The following is a 15,635-nucleotide window of genomic DNA, read 5'->3' on the forward strand; positions in this document are numbered from 1 at the left end:
CCGGTGATCCACGAGGTCGACGAGGCGCTGCGCGCCCTCATCCGGGCCGAGGTGCTCGACGGCACCGAGGTCGAACTGGTCCTCGACGCGCCCACCCGGGAGTGGGCCGCCCGCCGCAACGCCCCGACCGTCAACCTCTACCTCTACGACATCCGCGAGGACCTGCAACGCCGCTCCCGCGGCCGGCAGAACGTCTACGACGAGCAGGGGACCGTCGTCGCGCGCACCCTCCCGCCCCGGTACTTCAAGCTGTCCTACCTGGTCAGCGCCTGGACCCAACGCCCCGAGGACGAACACCGGCTGCTCTCCGGGCTGCTCGGCTGCTTCCTCCGGCACACCGCCCTGCCCGCCGCCGGCCTCGGCCCCGCCCTCGCCGCCACCGGCCTGCCCGTCCCGCTCGGCATCGCCCTGCCCCCGCCCGAGGACCGGGCCTTCGCCGACGTCTGGTCCGCGCTCGGCGGCGAACTCAAACCCTCCCTGGACCTCGTCGTCAGCGCCCCGACCGCGCTCGCGCCGGTCTACCCGGCGGGGCCGCCGGTCGAGGACGGCCTGGACCTGCGCAGCAGCGAACTCCCACCCCCTCCCGCGGAGCCGTCGCCGCCGCCGCCCGCCGCCCGCCGCCGGAACCGCGGATGACCCACCTCCTCGACCGGCTCGCACTCGTCGAACAGCGGGTCCGGCGCGCCGTCACCGCCCGGCGCAGCACCGACCCGGAGCCGGACGACCCGTTCCGGGGCCTCTACCTCTCCGACGAGGCGGTCCGGCGCATCCTCGACGAGCCGTGGACCGTCCCCGCGCCCGACGCGGTCGACGCGCAGCGGCTCGCCGCCGTGGAGGTCGCCGCCGGTGACTCCCGACTGCGCACCCTGGCACGGGACTTCGGCCTGCAAGCGCTCGACGTCGAACTGCTGCTGATCGCCCTCGCCCCCGACCTCGACAGCCGCTTCGAACCGCTCTACGGCTACCTCAACGACGACGTCACCCGCCGCCGCCCCACCGTCGGGCTGGCCCTGGCGCTGTGCGGTGCACCCGCCGCCTCGCCCGGCGCCCGCGGCCGACTCGCGGCGAGCGCACCGCTGCCCGGCCGCGGCCTGCTGCTGGTCGAGGAACCCGACCGCCCCTTCCTCAGCCGCTCGCTCCGCGTCCCCGACCGGGTCACCGCCCACCTCCTCGGCGACGACACCCCGGACCCGCGGCTCGCCGACCTCCTCACCCCGCTGCCCACGCCGCTCGGGGCGCAGCCGGACCCGATGCCCGGGCCCGTGGTCCGCACCGCGCCGTGCACGGGCGGACTCCACCCACCCGTGCGCGATGAGCCGCCCGGCGCGGGTGTCGGCAGCGGACCGGACCTCCCCGGCGGCAGCACCGCGCAGCGTCCGCGGGAGGCCTCGGCGACCGGCGCCCCGGGCGCGGTCGCGCGGGCCGGTGGGTCGGCCCCGGCTGCCGCTCGGCCGACTGCGAGCGCGGACCGTTCGCCAGCCCGCCGGCTCGGTGCGGCGGTGGCCGCCGGGATCACCCTGGCCCATCTGCGGGAGCCGCCCGGCGCCTCGGCCCGGGGGACCGCCGCGGCGGCCCTGCGCTGCGCGGGCCGGACGGCGTGGTGGCTGGACCTCGCGCAGCTGGCCGGCGATCCCGCACCGGCCGAGGCGGTGCGGGCGGCCGGGCGGGAGGCCGGGCTGCGGGGCGCGGGCCTGGTGGCCGGCCCGGTGGAGGCCGTCAGCGGGCGGCCGGAGCTGATCCGGGCGCTCACCGGGCTCCCGGTGCCGGTGCTGCTCTACGGCCGGGCCACCTGGGACCCGGCCTGGTCAGCCGCCGTACCCCTGCTGGTGGACGTCGACCGCACCGGCGCGGCCGACCGCACCGCCCTCTGGCAGGCTGCACTGGCGGCCGGGGGAGTGGGCGGCGACGCACCGGCCACCACCACCGCCGACCCGACCGCCGCCGCGTCCTTCCTGTTGACGCCGGACCAGGTCGCCCGGGCGGCCCGCACCGCCCGGCAGCAGGCCGTCCTCTCCGGCGGCCCGCTCACCGACGCCCACCTGCTGCACGGCGCCCGCGCCCAGAACAGCTCCGGCCTGGAACGGCTCGCCCGCCGCATCGAACCCACCGTCGGCTGGGACGACCTGGTCCTGCCGCCCGCCGTCCTCGGTCAGTTGCGCGAGCTGGCCGCCCGGGCCCGCCACCGTGACCAGGTGCTCGGCGACTGGGCGATGCGGCCCGGCGGCGGCCGCGGACGCGGCGTCATGGCGCTGTTCGCCGGCGACTCCGGAACCGGGAAGACCCTCTCCGCCGAGGTCATCGCCGACGCCCTCGGCCTCGACCTCTACACCGTCGACCTCGCCACCGTCGTCGACAAGTACGTCGGCGAGACCGAGAAGAACCTGGAGCGGATCTTCACCGAGGCCGCCGGGGTCAACGCGGTGCTGCTCTTCGACGAGGCGGACGCCGTCTTCGGCAAGCGCTCCGAGGTCAAGGACGCCCACGACCGCTACGCCAACGTGGAAAGCGCCTACCTGCTCCAGCGGATGGAGTCCTTCGACGGCCTCGCCGTCCTCGCCACCAACCTGCGGGCCAACCTCGACGAGGCCTTCACCCGCCGGCTCGACCTGGTCGTCGACTTCCCGCTCCCCGACGCCGACCACCGCACCGCCCTCTGGGAACGCTGCCTCGGCGCCGCCCTCCCCCGGGCCGCCGACCTCGACCTCGCCTTCTGCGGCCGCTCCTTCGAACTCGCCGGCGGCGACATCCGCTCCGCCGCCGTCACCGCCGCCTACCTGGCCGCCGAAGCCGCCCGCCCGGTCACCATGGCCGACTTGGTCCGCGCCGTCGCCCGCGAGTACCGCAAACTCGGCCGCCTCTGCCTGGAGAGCGAGTTCGGCCCCTACCTGCCGCTGACCCGACCGTGAGGGCCGAGGTGTCCGGCGGGCGGGGCCGCGCCTAGCCTGACGGCGGGGGGTCACGGGTCGGTGCGCGGCCGTGTCGGCGGGTGCTGTGCGGTGACGGTCGCGAGGACGGCGTCGGCCAGGGCGGTGACGGGGCGGCCGTGGCCGGTGTCGAGGCTGTCGAAGCCCAGCCGTCGGACGGCGTCCAGCATCAGGGTCTGTTGACTTCCGCTCCCCGGCCTAACGGCCGGGGATTCCTACCACGGTCGACTGACCGTCTCGGCGGGTTCCTGCTTCTTCACGCTGTGCCGGAACAGGTTCCGGTCTTACCCGCGCTCGACAGGCTGATACCGCCAGTCCGGCGGCCTTGGCGACGTTGACCGCCGCGTTGATGTTCCGGTCCAGGACGGCCCCGCACGCCCCGCACGTCCACTCGCGGAGGTGGAGGGGCTTGGGGCCGTCCTGGACACCGCAGTTCGAGCAGACCTGTGAGGTCGGTTCGAAGCGGCCTATCCGGTGGAAGGCGCGCCCGTACCGGGCGGCCTTGTACTCCAGCATGGTCACAAACTGCGACCATTCGGCATCGTGCACGGACTTGGCCATGCGGGTGCGGGCGAGTCCCTTGACCGCCAGGTCCTCCACGGCGACCGCTTGATTCTCGCGGATCACCTTCGTGGACAGCTGGTGGTGGAACTCGCGCCGCGCATCCGCCACACGCCCATGAGCGCGGGCGACCTTGACACGGGCCTTCTCCCGGTTCTTCGACCCCTTCGCCTTACGACTCAAGGCCCGCTGCGCCTTCTTCAACCGCTTCTCGGCACGGCGCAGGAAACGCGGGGAGTCGATCTTCCGCCCATCGGACAGGACGGCGAAGTGGGTCAGCCCCAGGTCGATGCCGACCACGGCATCCGTCTCCGGCATCCGGGCCAGGTCGGCGCCCGGGTCGGTCTCCACCACGAACGAGCAGAAGTACCGTCCGGCGGCATCCTTGACCACGGTCACCGAGGACGGCACCGACGGCAGACTCCGGGACCACTTCACCCGCATGTCACCGATCTTCGGCAGTGAGAGGTCGCCGCCCATGGTGATCGACCAGCGGGCGTTCGCGGTGAACCGGATCGCCTGCCGGTTGTCCTTCCGCGACTTGAAGCGGGGGGCGCCCATGCGCGGGCGCTTGCCCTTCAACCCGTCGAAGAAGTTCCGGTAGGCGGTGTCCAGATCGCGGAGGGACTGTTGCAGCACCACCGCCGACACCTCGCCGAGCCATGCTCGCTCGGGGGTCTTCTTCGCCTCCGTCAGCGCCTTCGACAGCACGGCCGACGGGACAAACGGCAGACCGGCCGCGCGGGCTTCCTCACGAGCACTCAGACCGTCGTTGTACACGACGCGGGCACACCCGAACGCCCTTGCCAGCGCAGCACGCTGAGGCCCGTTCGGATACAGGCGGAAGCTGTACCTGAGCTGCACATCGATCAACCTATCCGGCGCCACTGACAACAGCACGGGAGAGTGCAAACCTGCACGTCAGAGCAGGGTTCAGAATCGCCTCACGACCGGGCTGAAGCCCGGTGCACTGCGACTAGACCTGGTAACGGACGGAGCGGGCCAGGAACTTGTCCATCAGGTGCCGCTCCCGCGCCGTCGCCGTGTCGTAGTGGCCGCCCGTGTGCACGCGGCTCCGCAGGACGGTCTCGTCCGCGTGGAGCCACACCGCGGCCGTGTGCGGCGTGGTGAGCTTCGCGACGCTGGTCGGCCAGAGCGCCGATCCCAGGCCCAGGAGGCTCAGAGTCTGGTCTCCGGTGGCCAGGGCGAGCAGCAGTTCGGAGGGCAACTGGCGGGGGAGGGAGGGTCGGTGGGACGGGGTGTGCCGGAGGTCGGGGCCGCCGGTGCCCGAACGGGCAGGAGGGGGTGCCCGGATGGGGTCGTGCACGGATCTGGACGGCCCGGGGGCCGGGTCGGGATGCTGCCAACGGACCACTGGCCGGGCCTGGTTGGGGGAGATGGCGATGCGCGGGCACGAGGTGGAGGAGGGCGGCCCGGGCGGGGAGCGGCCGGCGACGGTGCGGGAGGCGGACGCGCTGGGCGGGGCCGCGCTCCGGGCGGCCGCCCAGGGCAGGGCGGACCTCCTGGACGCGCGCGGGCTGCTGCGCTTGCAGCGGACGGTCGGCAATGCGGCGGTCGGCGCGGTGCTGGCGGAGGGGCGTTCGCCCGTCGACGAGGTGCTGTCCTCGGGTGGCCGCCCGCTCGACCCGGAGGTGCGCGAGGACATGGAGGCCCGGTTCGGCGCGGACTTCGGCGACGTCCGCATCCATACCGACGGCGCGGCCCACGACTCGGCCCGAGCGGTCGGCGCGCACGCCTACACGGCCGGGACGCACGTGGTGTTCCAGCACGACGCCTACGATCCCGGCTCGCCCGCCGGCCGCACCACGCTCGCGCACGAGCTGACGCACGTCGTCCAGCAGCGGTCCGGGCCGGTGGACGGCACCGGGACCGAGGCCGGGGTGCGGGTCAGCGACCCGGACGACCGGTTCGAACGTGCCGCCGTCGCGAACGCCGAGCGGGTGCTGGCGGCGGAGCCGGCGCGGGCGGCGCAGCCCGTTCAGCCGGTGGCGGGCCCTGCGGGACCGGAGGCCGCCGTCCAGCGGGAGGCGGTGCCGGCGGACGAGGCGGCGGAGGAGACCGAGGAAGCGGTCCCGGCGGGATGAAGGCCGAGCCGCCGCTCCGGCAGGACGGGGCCGAGGCGCCCCGGGAGGCGCGCCGACCCGAACCGGTGGCCGGGCCGGCCACCGGGGGCACCACCGGGGCCACCGGTCGGACGGGCCCGGCGCACCTGGTCGCGCTCCAACGCCTGGTCGGCAACCGCGCGGTGAGCCGGTTCGTCGAACGGGGCGGGGCGGCCCCGGCGGACCCGGCGGCCGTCGGCGGGGCCACGGCACGGGCGGGCGACGGGGTGACCGCTCCGGATACCGCCACCGCTCCTCGCCCGGCCGAGGCCGCACCAGAGGCCGCGCCCGAGGCCGCGCACGCCGCCGCGCCCGGGCCGGAGCATGCCGACGGGGCCGCGCAGCAGCGCCCCGCGGCCGGGGCGCACGACACCAGGACGCACGACACCGGGACGCACGACACCGGGACCCACGACACGCCGTCCGCGGAGCCGCCGCCCGCCGATGCCGCGCACCGGGAGGCACCCGCGCCGCACCAGGGCGACGGCCCGCCGCAGCACCGCGCCGCCCCGGCCCGGCCGCACGCCGCGCCCTCCCGGGCGGCGGGGCAGCGGCGCCCGCCTGCCCCACGCGCGCACCCGCCGGCCCCCGCCGCGCCGGCGCACCACGCCCCGGCGCCGGACACCACCGCGCACGGGCTCGGCGAGTTGCCCTCCGCCGCGGCCGCCGTCCCCCGGAGCGGCGGGGTGGAGGCCCCGGCCGGGGGCGGGCAGGCGGTCATCGCCGCGGCGCTCGACGCCGCCGCCTCCGCCGCGCAGGCCCGGCTGGCGGCGGACGTGGACAGTGGGATCGCCGCCGTGGACGCGGAGGTCCGCGCCCAGCAGGCGGGCGTCGACGCGCTCGCGATCGGTGAATCCGGGCGCGTGGCGGCGGCGTTGGCGGCGGCCCGGGCGCAGGTCGAACAGTCCGTCGGGGCGGCCGCGGCGGCCCTGGACCAGGCGGCGGCCAATGAGCACGCCCGGCTGGAGGCCGGCCACCTGGCCGCCGAGCAGCACGCGGAGCAGGGGTTCGCCGCCGGGCAGGAGCACATCCGCGCGCTCGGCGCGGCGAAGGGCAACGACGCGGTGGCCGCCGCCGACGCCGCCGCGACCGAGGCCGGGAGCAGCATCAACGGCCTCGCGCAGCAGGCCCGGACGGCCGGCGCCGCGAAGGCGGCGGCCGCGACCGGCGACCGGCAGGAGGTCGTCACCGCCAAGCGGCAGGCGGCCACCCAGGTCGCGGGGAACACGGCGGAGGAGATCACCCGTTCGCTCGCCGACACCACCGGGCAGCTGCGCGGCATGGGCCCGGAGAGCCGGCCCCAGTTCGTCGCCCAGGCCGACGAGATCGCCACCCATCTGGGCGAGCAACTACCATCCGTACTCGGCAGATTGACTGAGAATCAGCAACGCGCGGGCGGCTCGATCGACCGTGCGGCGAGCGGCGGTTCGGCTGCCCTGCACGAGCTCGGCGGCTCGCTCACCGCCTCCCTGGTCTCGCTGGAGGCCGCGCTGCGCCAGGCCGTCGCCGCCCAGGCCGCGGCGACCAAACAGTCGCTGGCCGCCGCCGGGCGGTCGGCGGTCGGCGCCGCCACCCAGCAGCACGCCTCGGCCGCGCAGGCCGGTGCCGCCCTGGTCGGCACGATCCTCGGCTCGGTCGGCAACCGCCGGATGCGCCGGGCGACGGCGCAGCGCCTCGGGCAGCAGCTCGCCGGGCAGGTGACGGAGGGTTTCGGCGGGGTCGAGCAGCAGGCCCGGCAGGCGCTCGCCGAGATCGCCGGGTCCTTCGCGGCCGCCGCCGAGGAGGCCCGGCAGGCGCTGGTCGCCACCGCCGCCACCGGGGTCGGCCAGGCGGACCAGCTGGCGGCCCAGGGCCGAACTCGGATCGACACCCAACAGGGCCAGCTGATCCAGCAGTTGGCGCAGCTGATCGACGCGGCCACGGCCGGCGCGGACGGCCTGGTGGACGGCGCGGTCCGCTCGCTCGACAGCACCACCGAGGACCTGTCCCGACGGTTCGAGCAGGCCGTCGGCGACCTGCGGAACACCCTGCGCCAGCGCACCGACGAAGCCGTCGGCCACGCCCGCGAACCGCTCGGCACGCTCGACAACCGCATGGAGGAGGGGATGCGCCGCGCCGAGCGGCGCCTCAACCAGAGCTGGCTGGAGAACCAGCTCGACGACCTCGCCGACAGCATCAACTGGGGCTTCGTCGCGGGCCTGGTGGTCGGGCTGCTGGTCACCATCGCGGTGGTCGCCCTGCTCGGCACCGGGATCGGCGCGCTGATCCTGGCCGGCGCCCTGGCCGGGGCGCTGTCCGCGGCCGCCTCCACCCTCACCGAGGACGCGCTGCACCACCGGGACACCGACTGGGGCCGGCTCGGCCACGACATGCTGCTGGGTGCGGTGTTCGGCGCGATCGGCGGGGCCGTCGGCGGCGGGATCGGTGGGGCGCTGGAGGGGGCGGTCGCCCGCGAGCTGATCACCGAGGCGACGCAGGTCGCGCTCGGCAAGGCCAGCAACGTGGTCGTGGGCGTGGTGATGGGCGTGGTGCAGAACGTCGCCACGGGCCAGCCCTGGGACCGCAACCTGCTGATGAACGCCGCCGTCGCCGTCGGCATGTCGTACGGGCCGGGGGCGGACGCCATCCACGAGATGACCCAGGGGGCCCGCGAGGCGGCGGTGGACAGCGGCCACGCCTTCAACGTGACGCCGGGGGAGGCGGCCGCTTCGGCGGTGCGGCTGGAGGGTCCGGGCGGGGGCGAGCCCGCGGCACCCGCCGCGGAACCCGCCCCAACCCCTGCCGCCCCCGAGCGACCGACCGGCGTGCCCCTGGAGAAGGAGCCCGGCCCGGCCGCGAGCCCGCGCAGCGCCGCCGCACCGGAGGAGGCCGCGCCGCGCGCCCCCGGCGAGCGCCCCGCCCCCGGCGAACACCCGGCGCCCGGCGAACACCCCGCTCCCGGCCCGGACTTCGCCCTGGACGAGGAGCCGACCGGCCAGTACGAGCGGCCGCCCGACACCGAACCGGAGCTGACCGAGCTCCCCGAGGACACCGTCATCTCCGGCGGCGGCGCCGGCCCGATGGACCGGGCCGGCGCCCGCGAGGCGTACGAGAACTGCCGCGCGGAGTCCCCGCACCGCGAGGTGGCGATCCTGGAGAACCCGGAGACCGGCGAGTGCGTCGTGGTCCAGGGCACGGGCGACATGGTCGAGATCCGCCCGGGGGAGAACCGGGCGTTCCAGGAGTTCCTGGCCGAGCACGGCGGCAACTGGGAGCTGCTGGACCACTCCCACCCGGTGAACCCCGAGACCGGCGTGACACCGCCCGACGGCCGCTTCCCGAGCAGCGGGGGAGGCGACTTCGACGTCATCCGGGACCAGGCCGAGCGGAGCGGCCAGCCGGTCGAGCGGACCATCGACATCGTCACCGAACGCGGCAACGAGCAGGTCCAGTACGGTTACGACCCCGCCGAGGCCCGCCCCTACAGCGTCACCTACCCCGACGAGCACGGCGTCCCCACCACCGAGCGGTTCCGTTCCCTGGACTCCTACAACGAGTGGTACGAGCGGCAGTTCGGCCACACCCCGGGTGAGGGTGAGCCCGTGGTCGGTTCGTCGGGCGAGCCCGGCGGACCGGCCGCACCGGCCGCCCCGAACCGGGGCGGCGCGGGCGACGGCGTGATCGGCCCGGAGCGCCAGCTGCCGGCCGGGCCGGAGCCGCCCGGCCCGGACCGCCTCCTGGGCGCGGGCAACCCGACCACCAACACGTACAAGGAGGTCCTCAGGATGGACTTCCCCGAGCGCTGGCAGGCCATGGAGCAGTACTGGAACGAGGTCTACGGCGCGGAGCCCCAGGTGCACACCCCGGTGGAGACCGATCCGACCAGCAACTTCCCGGTGGAGCGGCCGGGCGGGCGGTTCACCGACGGGATGGCCCAGCACGGGGAGGGCCGGCTGGCGCTGGAGGTGAAGACCTACGGCCGTTGGCGGACCGTCGACGGGGTGGCCCGGGAGATGACCGTCCCGCTGAGCGACACCATCATGGAGCAGATCAACAAGGACGTGCAGATCCGCGCCGCGGACCCGTCCTTCGACCCGCGCTGGATCTTCGCCGACGCCCCGCCCAGCCCGGCGCTCGCGGCCTACCTGCGCAACGCGGGGATCGACTTCGTCTCCGTCAACCCGCCGTCCCGGGTTGCCCGATGAGGCAGTGCGGGTTTCCCGGGCGGCCGTACGGACGGCCATGACCTTGGTGGGCCGGGGACGGGAGTCTGACGGGTGGCCGGATGGGGTCCGAAGGGGGTCGAGGGATGCCGCAGTACCTGTCGCCGGGCGTGTACGTGGAAGAGGTCGAGGCCGGGTCACGCCCGATCGAGGGGGTGGGCACGGCGGTCGCCGCGTTCGTGGGGCTGGCCGCACAGGGACCGTTCAACACCCCCACGCTGGTGACCAACTGGAGCCAGTACACGCGGGAGTTCGGCGACTTCGTCGACGGCGCGTACCTCGCGCACGCGGTGTACGGGTACTTCCTGAACGGCGGTGGCGCCGCCTACGTGGTGCGGATCGGCACGCCCGACGGACCGGACGCACCGCCGCCCCGGCAGCAGGCGCCGGCGCGGCGGGCCGGCAGGGCGGCGGCGGTGGCGGCCGGCCCCCGGGTGGCCCTGGACGGCTTCCAGGTGGCCGCGCTGGAGGGCGCCGGCGAGGGCCTGAGCGTCGAAGTGGCCGACGCGGGCGGCGAGTCGCCGGCCGAGGACGCCTTCACCCTGCGGGTCAAACGCGGCGAGCAGGTGGAGGAGAGCTTCGAGGTCTCGGCCAAGCGCAGCCAGCGCACGTACGTGGTGACGGTGGTCCGCGAGCGCTCCCGGCTGATCGTGCTGGAGGAGCCGGCCGGCGCCGGGGGCCGCCCGGGCAACCAGACCGTGGCCGTCCCGCCCGCCCCGGCTCCGGCCGTCGGCCCGGTGGCTCCGGCGCCGGCGAGCACCCCGGGCGGCATCGGCCCGGCCGAGTACGTCGGGAACGCCGACGAGCGCACCGGGTTCGCGGGCCTGGAGGCCGTGGACGAGGTCACCATGCTCGCCGTGCCGGACCTGATGAGCGCCTACCAGCAGGGCGCGCTGGACGCGGAGCAGGTCAAGGCCGTGCAGCTGGCGATGATCGCGCACTGCGAGCTGATGGGCAACCGGGTCGCCATCATCGACCCGCTGCCGGATCTCAGTCCCCAGCAGGTCAAGGACTGGCGGATGGTCGGCGCCGGCTACGACTCCAAGTACGCGGCCCTGTACTACCCGTGGATCAAGGTGGCCGACCCGGCCACCGGCCAGAACCGCTTCGTGCCGCCGAGCGGCGCGATGGCCGGCGTGTGGGCCCGCAACGACGACACCCGGGGCGTGCACAAGGCCCCCGCCAACGAGGTGGTTCGCGGCGCGGTCGACCTCGCGGTCCGGCTGACCAAGGCGGAGAACGACCTGCTCAACCCGATCGGCGTCAACTGCATCCGCGCCTTCCCCGGCCGGGGCATCCGGGTCTGGGGCGCGCGGACGCTCTCCTCCGACCCGAGCTGGCGCTACCTCAACGTCCGGCGGCTCTTCAACTACCTGGAGGAGTCGATCCTGATCGGCACCCAGTGGGTGGTCTTCGAGCCCAACGACGACGCGCTGTGGGCCAGGATCCGCCGCACGATCGCGGCCTTCCTGGTGAACGAGTGGCGCCGGGGCGCGCTGTTCGGGCTGACGCCCGACGAGGCGTTCTACGTCAAGTGCGACCGGGAGACCAACCCGGCCGAGGCGATCGACGCCGGCCAGGTGGTCTGCGAGATCGGCATCGCGCCGGTGAAGCCCGCCGAGTTCGTGGTGTTCCGGCTGGCGCAGTTCTCCGGCGGCACCAGCCTTGTCAACGAGTAAGTGCGTATTCAGGTAATCGCGGAAGCCTGGAAGGGCGGGTAGCAGAGCATGGCACTTCCCGACTTGGACGCCTCGGTCGGCCACTCCTTCGGGCTGGAGTTCGACGGTGTGGTGATCAAGCAGATCAACGAGGTCACCGGCCTCAAGATGGAGCAGGACGTCATCGAGCTGAAGCAGAACACCGCCGACGGCAAGTACGTCATCAAGAAGCTCCCCGGCCGCCCGAAGGCCGGCGAGGTCACCCTCACCCGGGGCCTCACCTCCGACAACAGCTTCGAGAAGTGGGTGAAGGACTCCCGCTTCGGCAAGATGGGATCCGTCCGCAAGGGCGGGGCGATCATCGTCTTCGACTACGAGGGCCGCCCGATCAAGCGCTACACCCTGGTCAACGCCTGGCCGAAGAGCCTGGAGATCGGTTCGCTCAAGGCCGGCGACACCAGCGTCCTCACCGAGAAGATCGTCATCACGTACGAGCAGATGGATGTCGCGTGAGGCGGCAGATCAGCGCGACGGCGGAGGAGCGGGCGCCGGGGCCGGCGCCCGCGCCACCGTCGTCGCCATCAGCGTCGTCAACGTCGCGGCCGGTGGAGCGGATGCGCACGGAGTTCCCGTTCGAGCTGCCGCGCGGGTACGTCGACGACGCCGGGCAGGTGCACCGCGCCGGGGTGATGCGGCTGGCCACGGCCCGGGACGAACTCGTCCCGCTGCGCGACGACCGGGTGCGGGAGAACCCGGCGTACCTGTCCGTGGTGCTGCTCGGCCGGGTGGTGACCAGGATCGGCGGGGTCACCGACGTGCACGCCGGGGTGATCGAGGACCTGTTCGCCTCCGACCTGGCGTTCCTCCAGGACTTCTACCGCCGGATCAACGCCGAGGGCCACGCCCGGGCCCAGGTCACCTGCCCGTCCTGCGCCTGCGACTTCGCGGTCGACCTCTCCGGCGGCCGCCTGGGGGAATCGTGACGTACGCGGCCGACCGGCTGTACGAGGAGGTCGCGTACGTCGCCTACCACTTCCACTGGTCACGGGACGACATCCTCGACCTGGAACACCCCGAGCGGCTCCGGTTCGTCGCGCAGATCGCCCGGCTGAACAGCCTCGCCTCGGGGCGGTGAGGTCGCGGTGGGGCTGTGGAGCCGGCTGACCGGCCGGGGAGCGGGGCGGGGTGACGGCGGACCGGTGGCGGAGCCGCCCCCGGCGCCCGCCGTCGAGCGTGCGGCGCCGTCCGAGCCGGGCTGGCGCGACCTGCCGGCGCGACGGCTCGCCACCTTCGACCGGCCCGCGCTGGTCGCGGACCCGGACGGCTTCCGCAACGGCCTGGCGGCGTGGCGGGACCCGTCCTTCCTGGCGCCGCTCGGACACCTGGTCAGCGCCGAGGCCCCGGGCGGCACCGCGTACGGCGTCGCGGCCCCGGTGGCGGGGACGGTCGTGCGGTACGCGGCCCCGGGGGCGGTCCAGCCGTTGGCCGGGGTGGGGGCGGACCCGGTTGCGGATCCGGGGGCGGGAGAGCCGGTCCCGGCGGTTGATCCGCAGCGGCAGGGGCAGGGGCCGCCCGCAGAGCTGCCGGTCGCTGGGGAACCTGAGCCGGAGGGCGCGGCGGAACCGGCAACGGCAGAACTGCCCGTAGTGCAGCCACGGCCGCCCGCCGGTGCGCAGGCACCGGTGGTGCAGCGCGATGTCCTCGCGCCGGGGACGGCCAGCCCGTTGCCGTTGCCGTCGGCTGAGTCGGCTGGGCAGGTGGCACCGCTGGTGGGCGAGTCGGTGGCGTGGTTGCAGCCGCCTCCCGAGCAGGCTCCGGCGCGGGTGGACACGCAGCCGGGGTCCGTAGCTCCGCCGGTGGAAGGGCAGCCATTGCCCGCAGCGGCGCACCAGCGTGCCGGAGGACCGGGCAGCCCTGAGCGCAGCCTGCCGGTAGTGGTGGCACGGCGGGCGGCCGTTGACGTTCAGCGGTCGGTGCCCGACGGGAGCCCTGGCGCGCCGGTCAGGTTGATACAACCACAAAAGACAGAACGGGAGTTGACGGTAGCGCGGGCTGAGGAACTACCGGTCCTGCCGATGCGCAGGCTGGCCGTGGAGCGCCCCGCCGAGGTGCCCGGGCCGTTGAGCGAGAAGTCGGCGGATCCGACTTCTCGGTCCGAGGAGCGTACGGCGACCGGCCCGCTGCCGTTGCTCGGCGACCGTCCGATCGATCCGGCGATCCAACGGACCGACCTGTTGGACGCCGAGCCACAGAGCCCGTTGCCGCCCCCGGACCACCCCCACGCGTCCGATCCCGCCCCGGTGACTGAACCGCGTACGACGTTTCCGCCGCTGCCGCCAGCTGAACGCCAGGTGGGTGCTGAGCCGCTCGTACAGCGCGGTGAGGAGCCTGGGACACCGCCGGCGATGCCGGTTGTGCCGCTGGTTGGTGACCGTCCGGTGGTGCAGCGGGTTGCGGAGGCGCCCGGGCGGGACCCTGGGGAGCCGGTCCGGTCGCCCGAGGAGGCCGTTGCGCCGCTGCTCGGTGACCGTCCGGCCGTCCACCGGGTCCAGCCCGTCGAGTCGCCGGAAGCGGGCGTCCCGGAGGCACGCTCCGAGGCGACGCCGCCGGCCGTGCTGCCGCCGGCCGTGCTGCCGTCGGCTGTGCCGGAGTCGGCCGTGCCGTCGTCGCGGCCGCACCGGTTGGGGCTGGGGGCGCCGCTGACCGGCCTGCCGCCGTCGGTGCAGCGGAGCAGTGCACCGCCGCCGGTGGAGCGACCGGCCGTCCGGGTGAGGGTCGGGGAGCCGCTGCCGCAGGTGCCGAGCCCTCCCGTCGAGCCGTCCGGCGTACCCGTTCCGGGGCCCGTCGTCCCGGTACCCGCTGCTCAGGCGTCGGCTACTCCGGCACCCGTCGTCCCGGCGCGGGAGCCGGCCCCCGCGCCCGCGCCGCTTCCGCTCGTCCCCTTGCAGCGCCTGGTGCTCCCCGACCCGCCGCCGTACGAGGCCGCGCCGGGCGGGGGCCGCCTGACCGGCCTGGTCGGTGAACGCGGGCTGGAGCTGAGCTCGGCACCAACGCCCGGACACCCGACGGAAAGCGTGGACGCGCCGCACCCGCAGCCACAGCCGACCCCTGCACCGGTGCCCGTCGCCTGGAGCGCCCCGTCCGAGCAGCCAGCCCGCCGCCAGGCCGTACCACTGCCGGCCGCGACCTCCCGGACCGTCCAGCGGCAGGTCGAATCCCGGCCCGCCGTCCCGGCCGTGACCTTTCGGACCGTCCAGCGGGAGGCCGAATCCCGGCCCGCCGCCCCGGCCGCGCTGCTGCCGGTACGCCCGTGGGACCGTCCGGAGGACCCCGGTTCGGTCGCGGTGGCGGCCGGTATCGCCCAGCGCATGCCGGACGGTTCGGTGCGGTTCGAGCCGCCCCGGGAGCCGCAGCCCACCCAGCCGCCATCGCCCGTCCCGCTCCAGCGCACCGCCGGGGCCCCTGCGCCGGAAGCACCGCCAGCATCGGCAACGTCGGAAACGCCGCCCGTACAGCCGACACCCCCGCCCACCGCAACCACCCCGCCCCCGCCACCCGCACCCCCACCCGAGTCCACCGACGACCTGGTCCGCCGCCTGATCGACCCGCTGAGCCGGCTGCTCAGGGCCGAACTGCGCCTGGACCGTGAGCGCGCCGGCCGCCGGCTGGACGACCCCCGCAGGTAACCGACAACGCACGTACGGAAGGAGACCCCGCAGATGGCCGAGGACGACCCGGCGGTGAGCGTGTGCTTCATCGTCAAGATCGACGACTTCAGCCTCGGGGCGTTCAACAGCTGCGAGGGCCTCGGCTGCGAGGTGGTGATGGAGCAGCGCGAGGAGGGCGGCAACAACGGCTACGTGTGGCAACTCCCCTCCCGCATCAAGTACTCGAACATCAAGCTGAGCCGCCCGGTCACCAAGGACACCGAGAAGGTGACCCGGTGGATCGCCGGCATGGTGTCCGGCGTGACCCGCAAGACCGGGCAGATCAGCGCGATGACGGCGGACGGCCGGGTGGTCGCGCGCTGGAGCCTGCTGGACGTGGTGCCGGTCCGCTGGCAGGGGCCCTCGCTCAGCCCGGAGACCGCCAAGGTGGCGACCGAGACGCTGGAGATCGCCCACCACGGCTTCCTCGACACCGGCCACCCGTAAGGAGACGCGGAGC

At 75.0% G+C, this 15,635-nt stretch carries 12 protein-coding genes and 1 pseudogene; 10 read left to right on the plus strand and 3 right to left on the minus strand.

The window, feature by feature from the left end; genetic code table 11:
* The first annotated feature begins 3 nt into the window (after nt 1–3).
* A complete protein-coding gene (locus ABTY15_RS24095; protein WP_350598579.1) occupies nt 4–636 on the plus strand; it encodes a Pvc16 family protein in 633 nt (210 codons plus the stop codon).
* Nucleotides 633–2,906, plus strand: coding sequence for an AAA family ATPase (locus ABTY15_RS24100; protein WP_350598588.1), 2,274 nt, complete (start codon nt 633–635; stop codon nt 2,904–2,906). Before ABTY15_RS24095 ends, ABTY15_RS24100 begins: the two co-directional genes overlap by 4 nt.
* A gap of 50 nt (nt 2,907–2,956) precedes the next feature.
* Here ABTY15_RS24100 and ABTY15_RS24105 read toward each other — a convergent pair whose 3' ends face one another.
* The 3 genes and pseudogenes from ABTY15_RS24105 to ABTY15_RS24115 all read right to left on the minus strand — a co-directional run.
* Nucleotides 2,957–3,094: a hypothetical protein gene (locus ABTY15_RS24105; protein ID WP_350598592.1), complete on the minus strand. Its 138-nt coding sequence runs from the start codon at nt 3,092–3,094 to the stop codon at nt 2,957–2,959.
* Nucleotides 3,095–3,122: 28 nt separating this feature from the next.
* Nucleotides 3,123–4,349 carry an RNA-guided endonuclease InsQ/TnpB family protein gene (locus tag ABTY15_RS24110; protein ID WP_350598596.1) on the minus strand — a complete coding sequence of 409 codons (1,227 nt, stop codon included), beginning with the start codon at nt 4,347–4,349 and terminating at the stop codon, nt 3,123–3,125.
* A 118-nt stretch (nt 4,350–4,467) separates the two neighbouring features.
* Nucleotides 4,468–4,650: pseudogene (locus tag ABTY15_RS24115) on the minus strand (hypothetical protein); the annotation flags it as partial.
* Nucleotides 4,651–4,888: 238 nt separating this feature from the next.
* On the opposite strand from ABTY15_RS24115, the gene ABTY15_RS24120 reads away from it, so the two are divergent.
* The 8 genes from ABTY15_RS24120 to ABTY15_RS24155 all read left to right on the plus strand — a co-directional run bounded on the left by ABTY15_RS24120 (nt 4,889) and on the right by ABTY15_RS24155 (nt 15,622).
* Nucleotides 4,889–5,590 carry an eCIS core domain-containing protein gene (locus tag ABTY15_RS24120; protein ID WP_350598604.1) on the plus strand — a complete coding sequence of 234 codons (702 nt, stop codon included), beginning with the start codon at nt 4,889–4,891 and terminating at the stop codon, nt 5,588–5,590.
* Nucleotides 5,587–9,792, plus strand: a complete 4,206-nt coding sequence (locus ABTY15_RS24125; RefSeq protein ID WP_350598607.1) for a hypothetical protein — start codon at nt 5,587–5,589, stop codon at nt 9,790–9,792. Before ABTY15_RS24120 ends, ABTY15_RS24125 begins: the two co-directional genes overlap by 4 nt.
* 104 nt (nt 9,793–9,896) lie before the next feature.
* Nucleotides 9,897–11,489: a phage tail sheath family protein gene (locus tag ABTY15_RS24130; RefSeq protein WP_350598612.1), complete on the plus strand. Its 1,593-nt coding sequence runs from the start codon at nt 9,897–9,899 to the stop codon at nt 11,487–11,489.
* 48 nt (nt 11,490–11,537) lie between these two features.
* Entirely contained in the window at nt 11,538–11,981 is a 444-nt protein-coding gene (locus tag ABTY15_RS24135; protein ID WP_350598618.1) for a phage tail protein, read from the plus strand.
* Complete coding sequence (locus tag ABTY15_RS24140) at nt 11,978–12,451, plus strand: hypothetical protein (RefSeq protein WP_502893576.1); 474 nt, start codon at nt 11,978–11,980, stop codon at nt 12,449–12,451. The genes ABTY15_RS24135 and ABTY15_RS24140 overlap by 4 nt, the downstream gene beginning before the upstream one ends.
* Nucleotides 12,448–12,603, plus strand: coding sequence for a DUF6760 family protein (locus ABTY15_RS24145; RefSeq protein ID WP_350598628.1), 156 nt, complete (start codon nt 12,448–12,450; stop codon nt 12,601–12,603). Before ABTY15_RS24140 ends, ABTY15_RS24145 begins: the two co-directional genes overlap by 4 nt.
* A gap of 1,306 nt (nt 12,604–13,909) precedes the next feature.
* The gene (locus tag ABTY15_RS24150; protein ID WP_350598633.1) at nt 13,910–15,154 is read left to right on the plus strand and encodes a hypothetical protein; all 1,245 of its coding nucleotides are present in this window, start codon (nt 13,910–13,912) and stop codon (nt 15,152–15,154) included.
* 33 nt (nt 15,155–15,187) lie between these two features.
* Entirely contained in the window at nt 15,188–15,622 is a 435-nt protein-coding gene (locus ABTY15_RS24155; protein WP_350598637.1) for a phage tail protein, read from the plus strand.
* Nucleotides 15,623–15,635 lie beyond the last annotated feature (13 nt).

Source organism: Kitasatospora sp. NPDC097643 (genome assembly GCF_040302625.1).
Taxonomy (GTDB): domain Bacteria; phylum Actinomycetota; class Actinomycetes; order Streptomycetales; family Streptomycetaceae; genus Kitasatospora.

Coding starts and splice junctions, on each gene's coding strand:
- ABTY15_RS24100 (WP_350598588.1), top strand. CDS start 633: ATGACCCACCTCCTCGACCGGCTCGCACTCGTCGAACAGCGGGTCCGG.
- ABTY15_RS24105 (WP_350598592.1), bottom strand. CDS start 3,094: ATGCTGGACGCCGTCCGACGGCTGGGCTTCGACAGCCTCGACACCGGC.
- ABTY15_RS24120 (WP_350598604.1), top strand. CDS start 4,889: ATGCGCGGGCACGAGGTGGAGGAGGGCGGCCCGGGCGGGGAGCGGCCG.
- ABTY15_RS24125 (WP_350598607.1), top strand. CDS start 5,587: ATGAAGGCCGAGCCGCCGCTCCGGCAGGACGGGGCCGAGGCGCCCCGG.
- ABTY15_RS24130 (WP_350598612.1), top strand. CDS start 9,897: ATGCCGCAGTACCTGTCGCCGGGCGTGTACGTGGAAGAGGTCGAGGCC.
- ABTY15_RS24135 (WP_350598618.1), top strand. CDS start 11,538: ATGGCACTTCCCGACTTGGACGCCTCGGTCGGCCACTCCTTCGGGCTG.
- ABTY15_RS24155 (WP_350598637.1), top strand. CDS start 15,188: ATGGCCGAGGACGACCCGGCGGTGAGCGTGTGCTTCATCGTCAAGATC.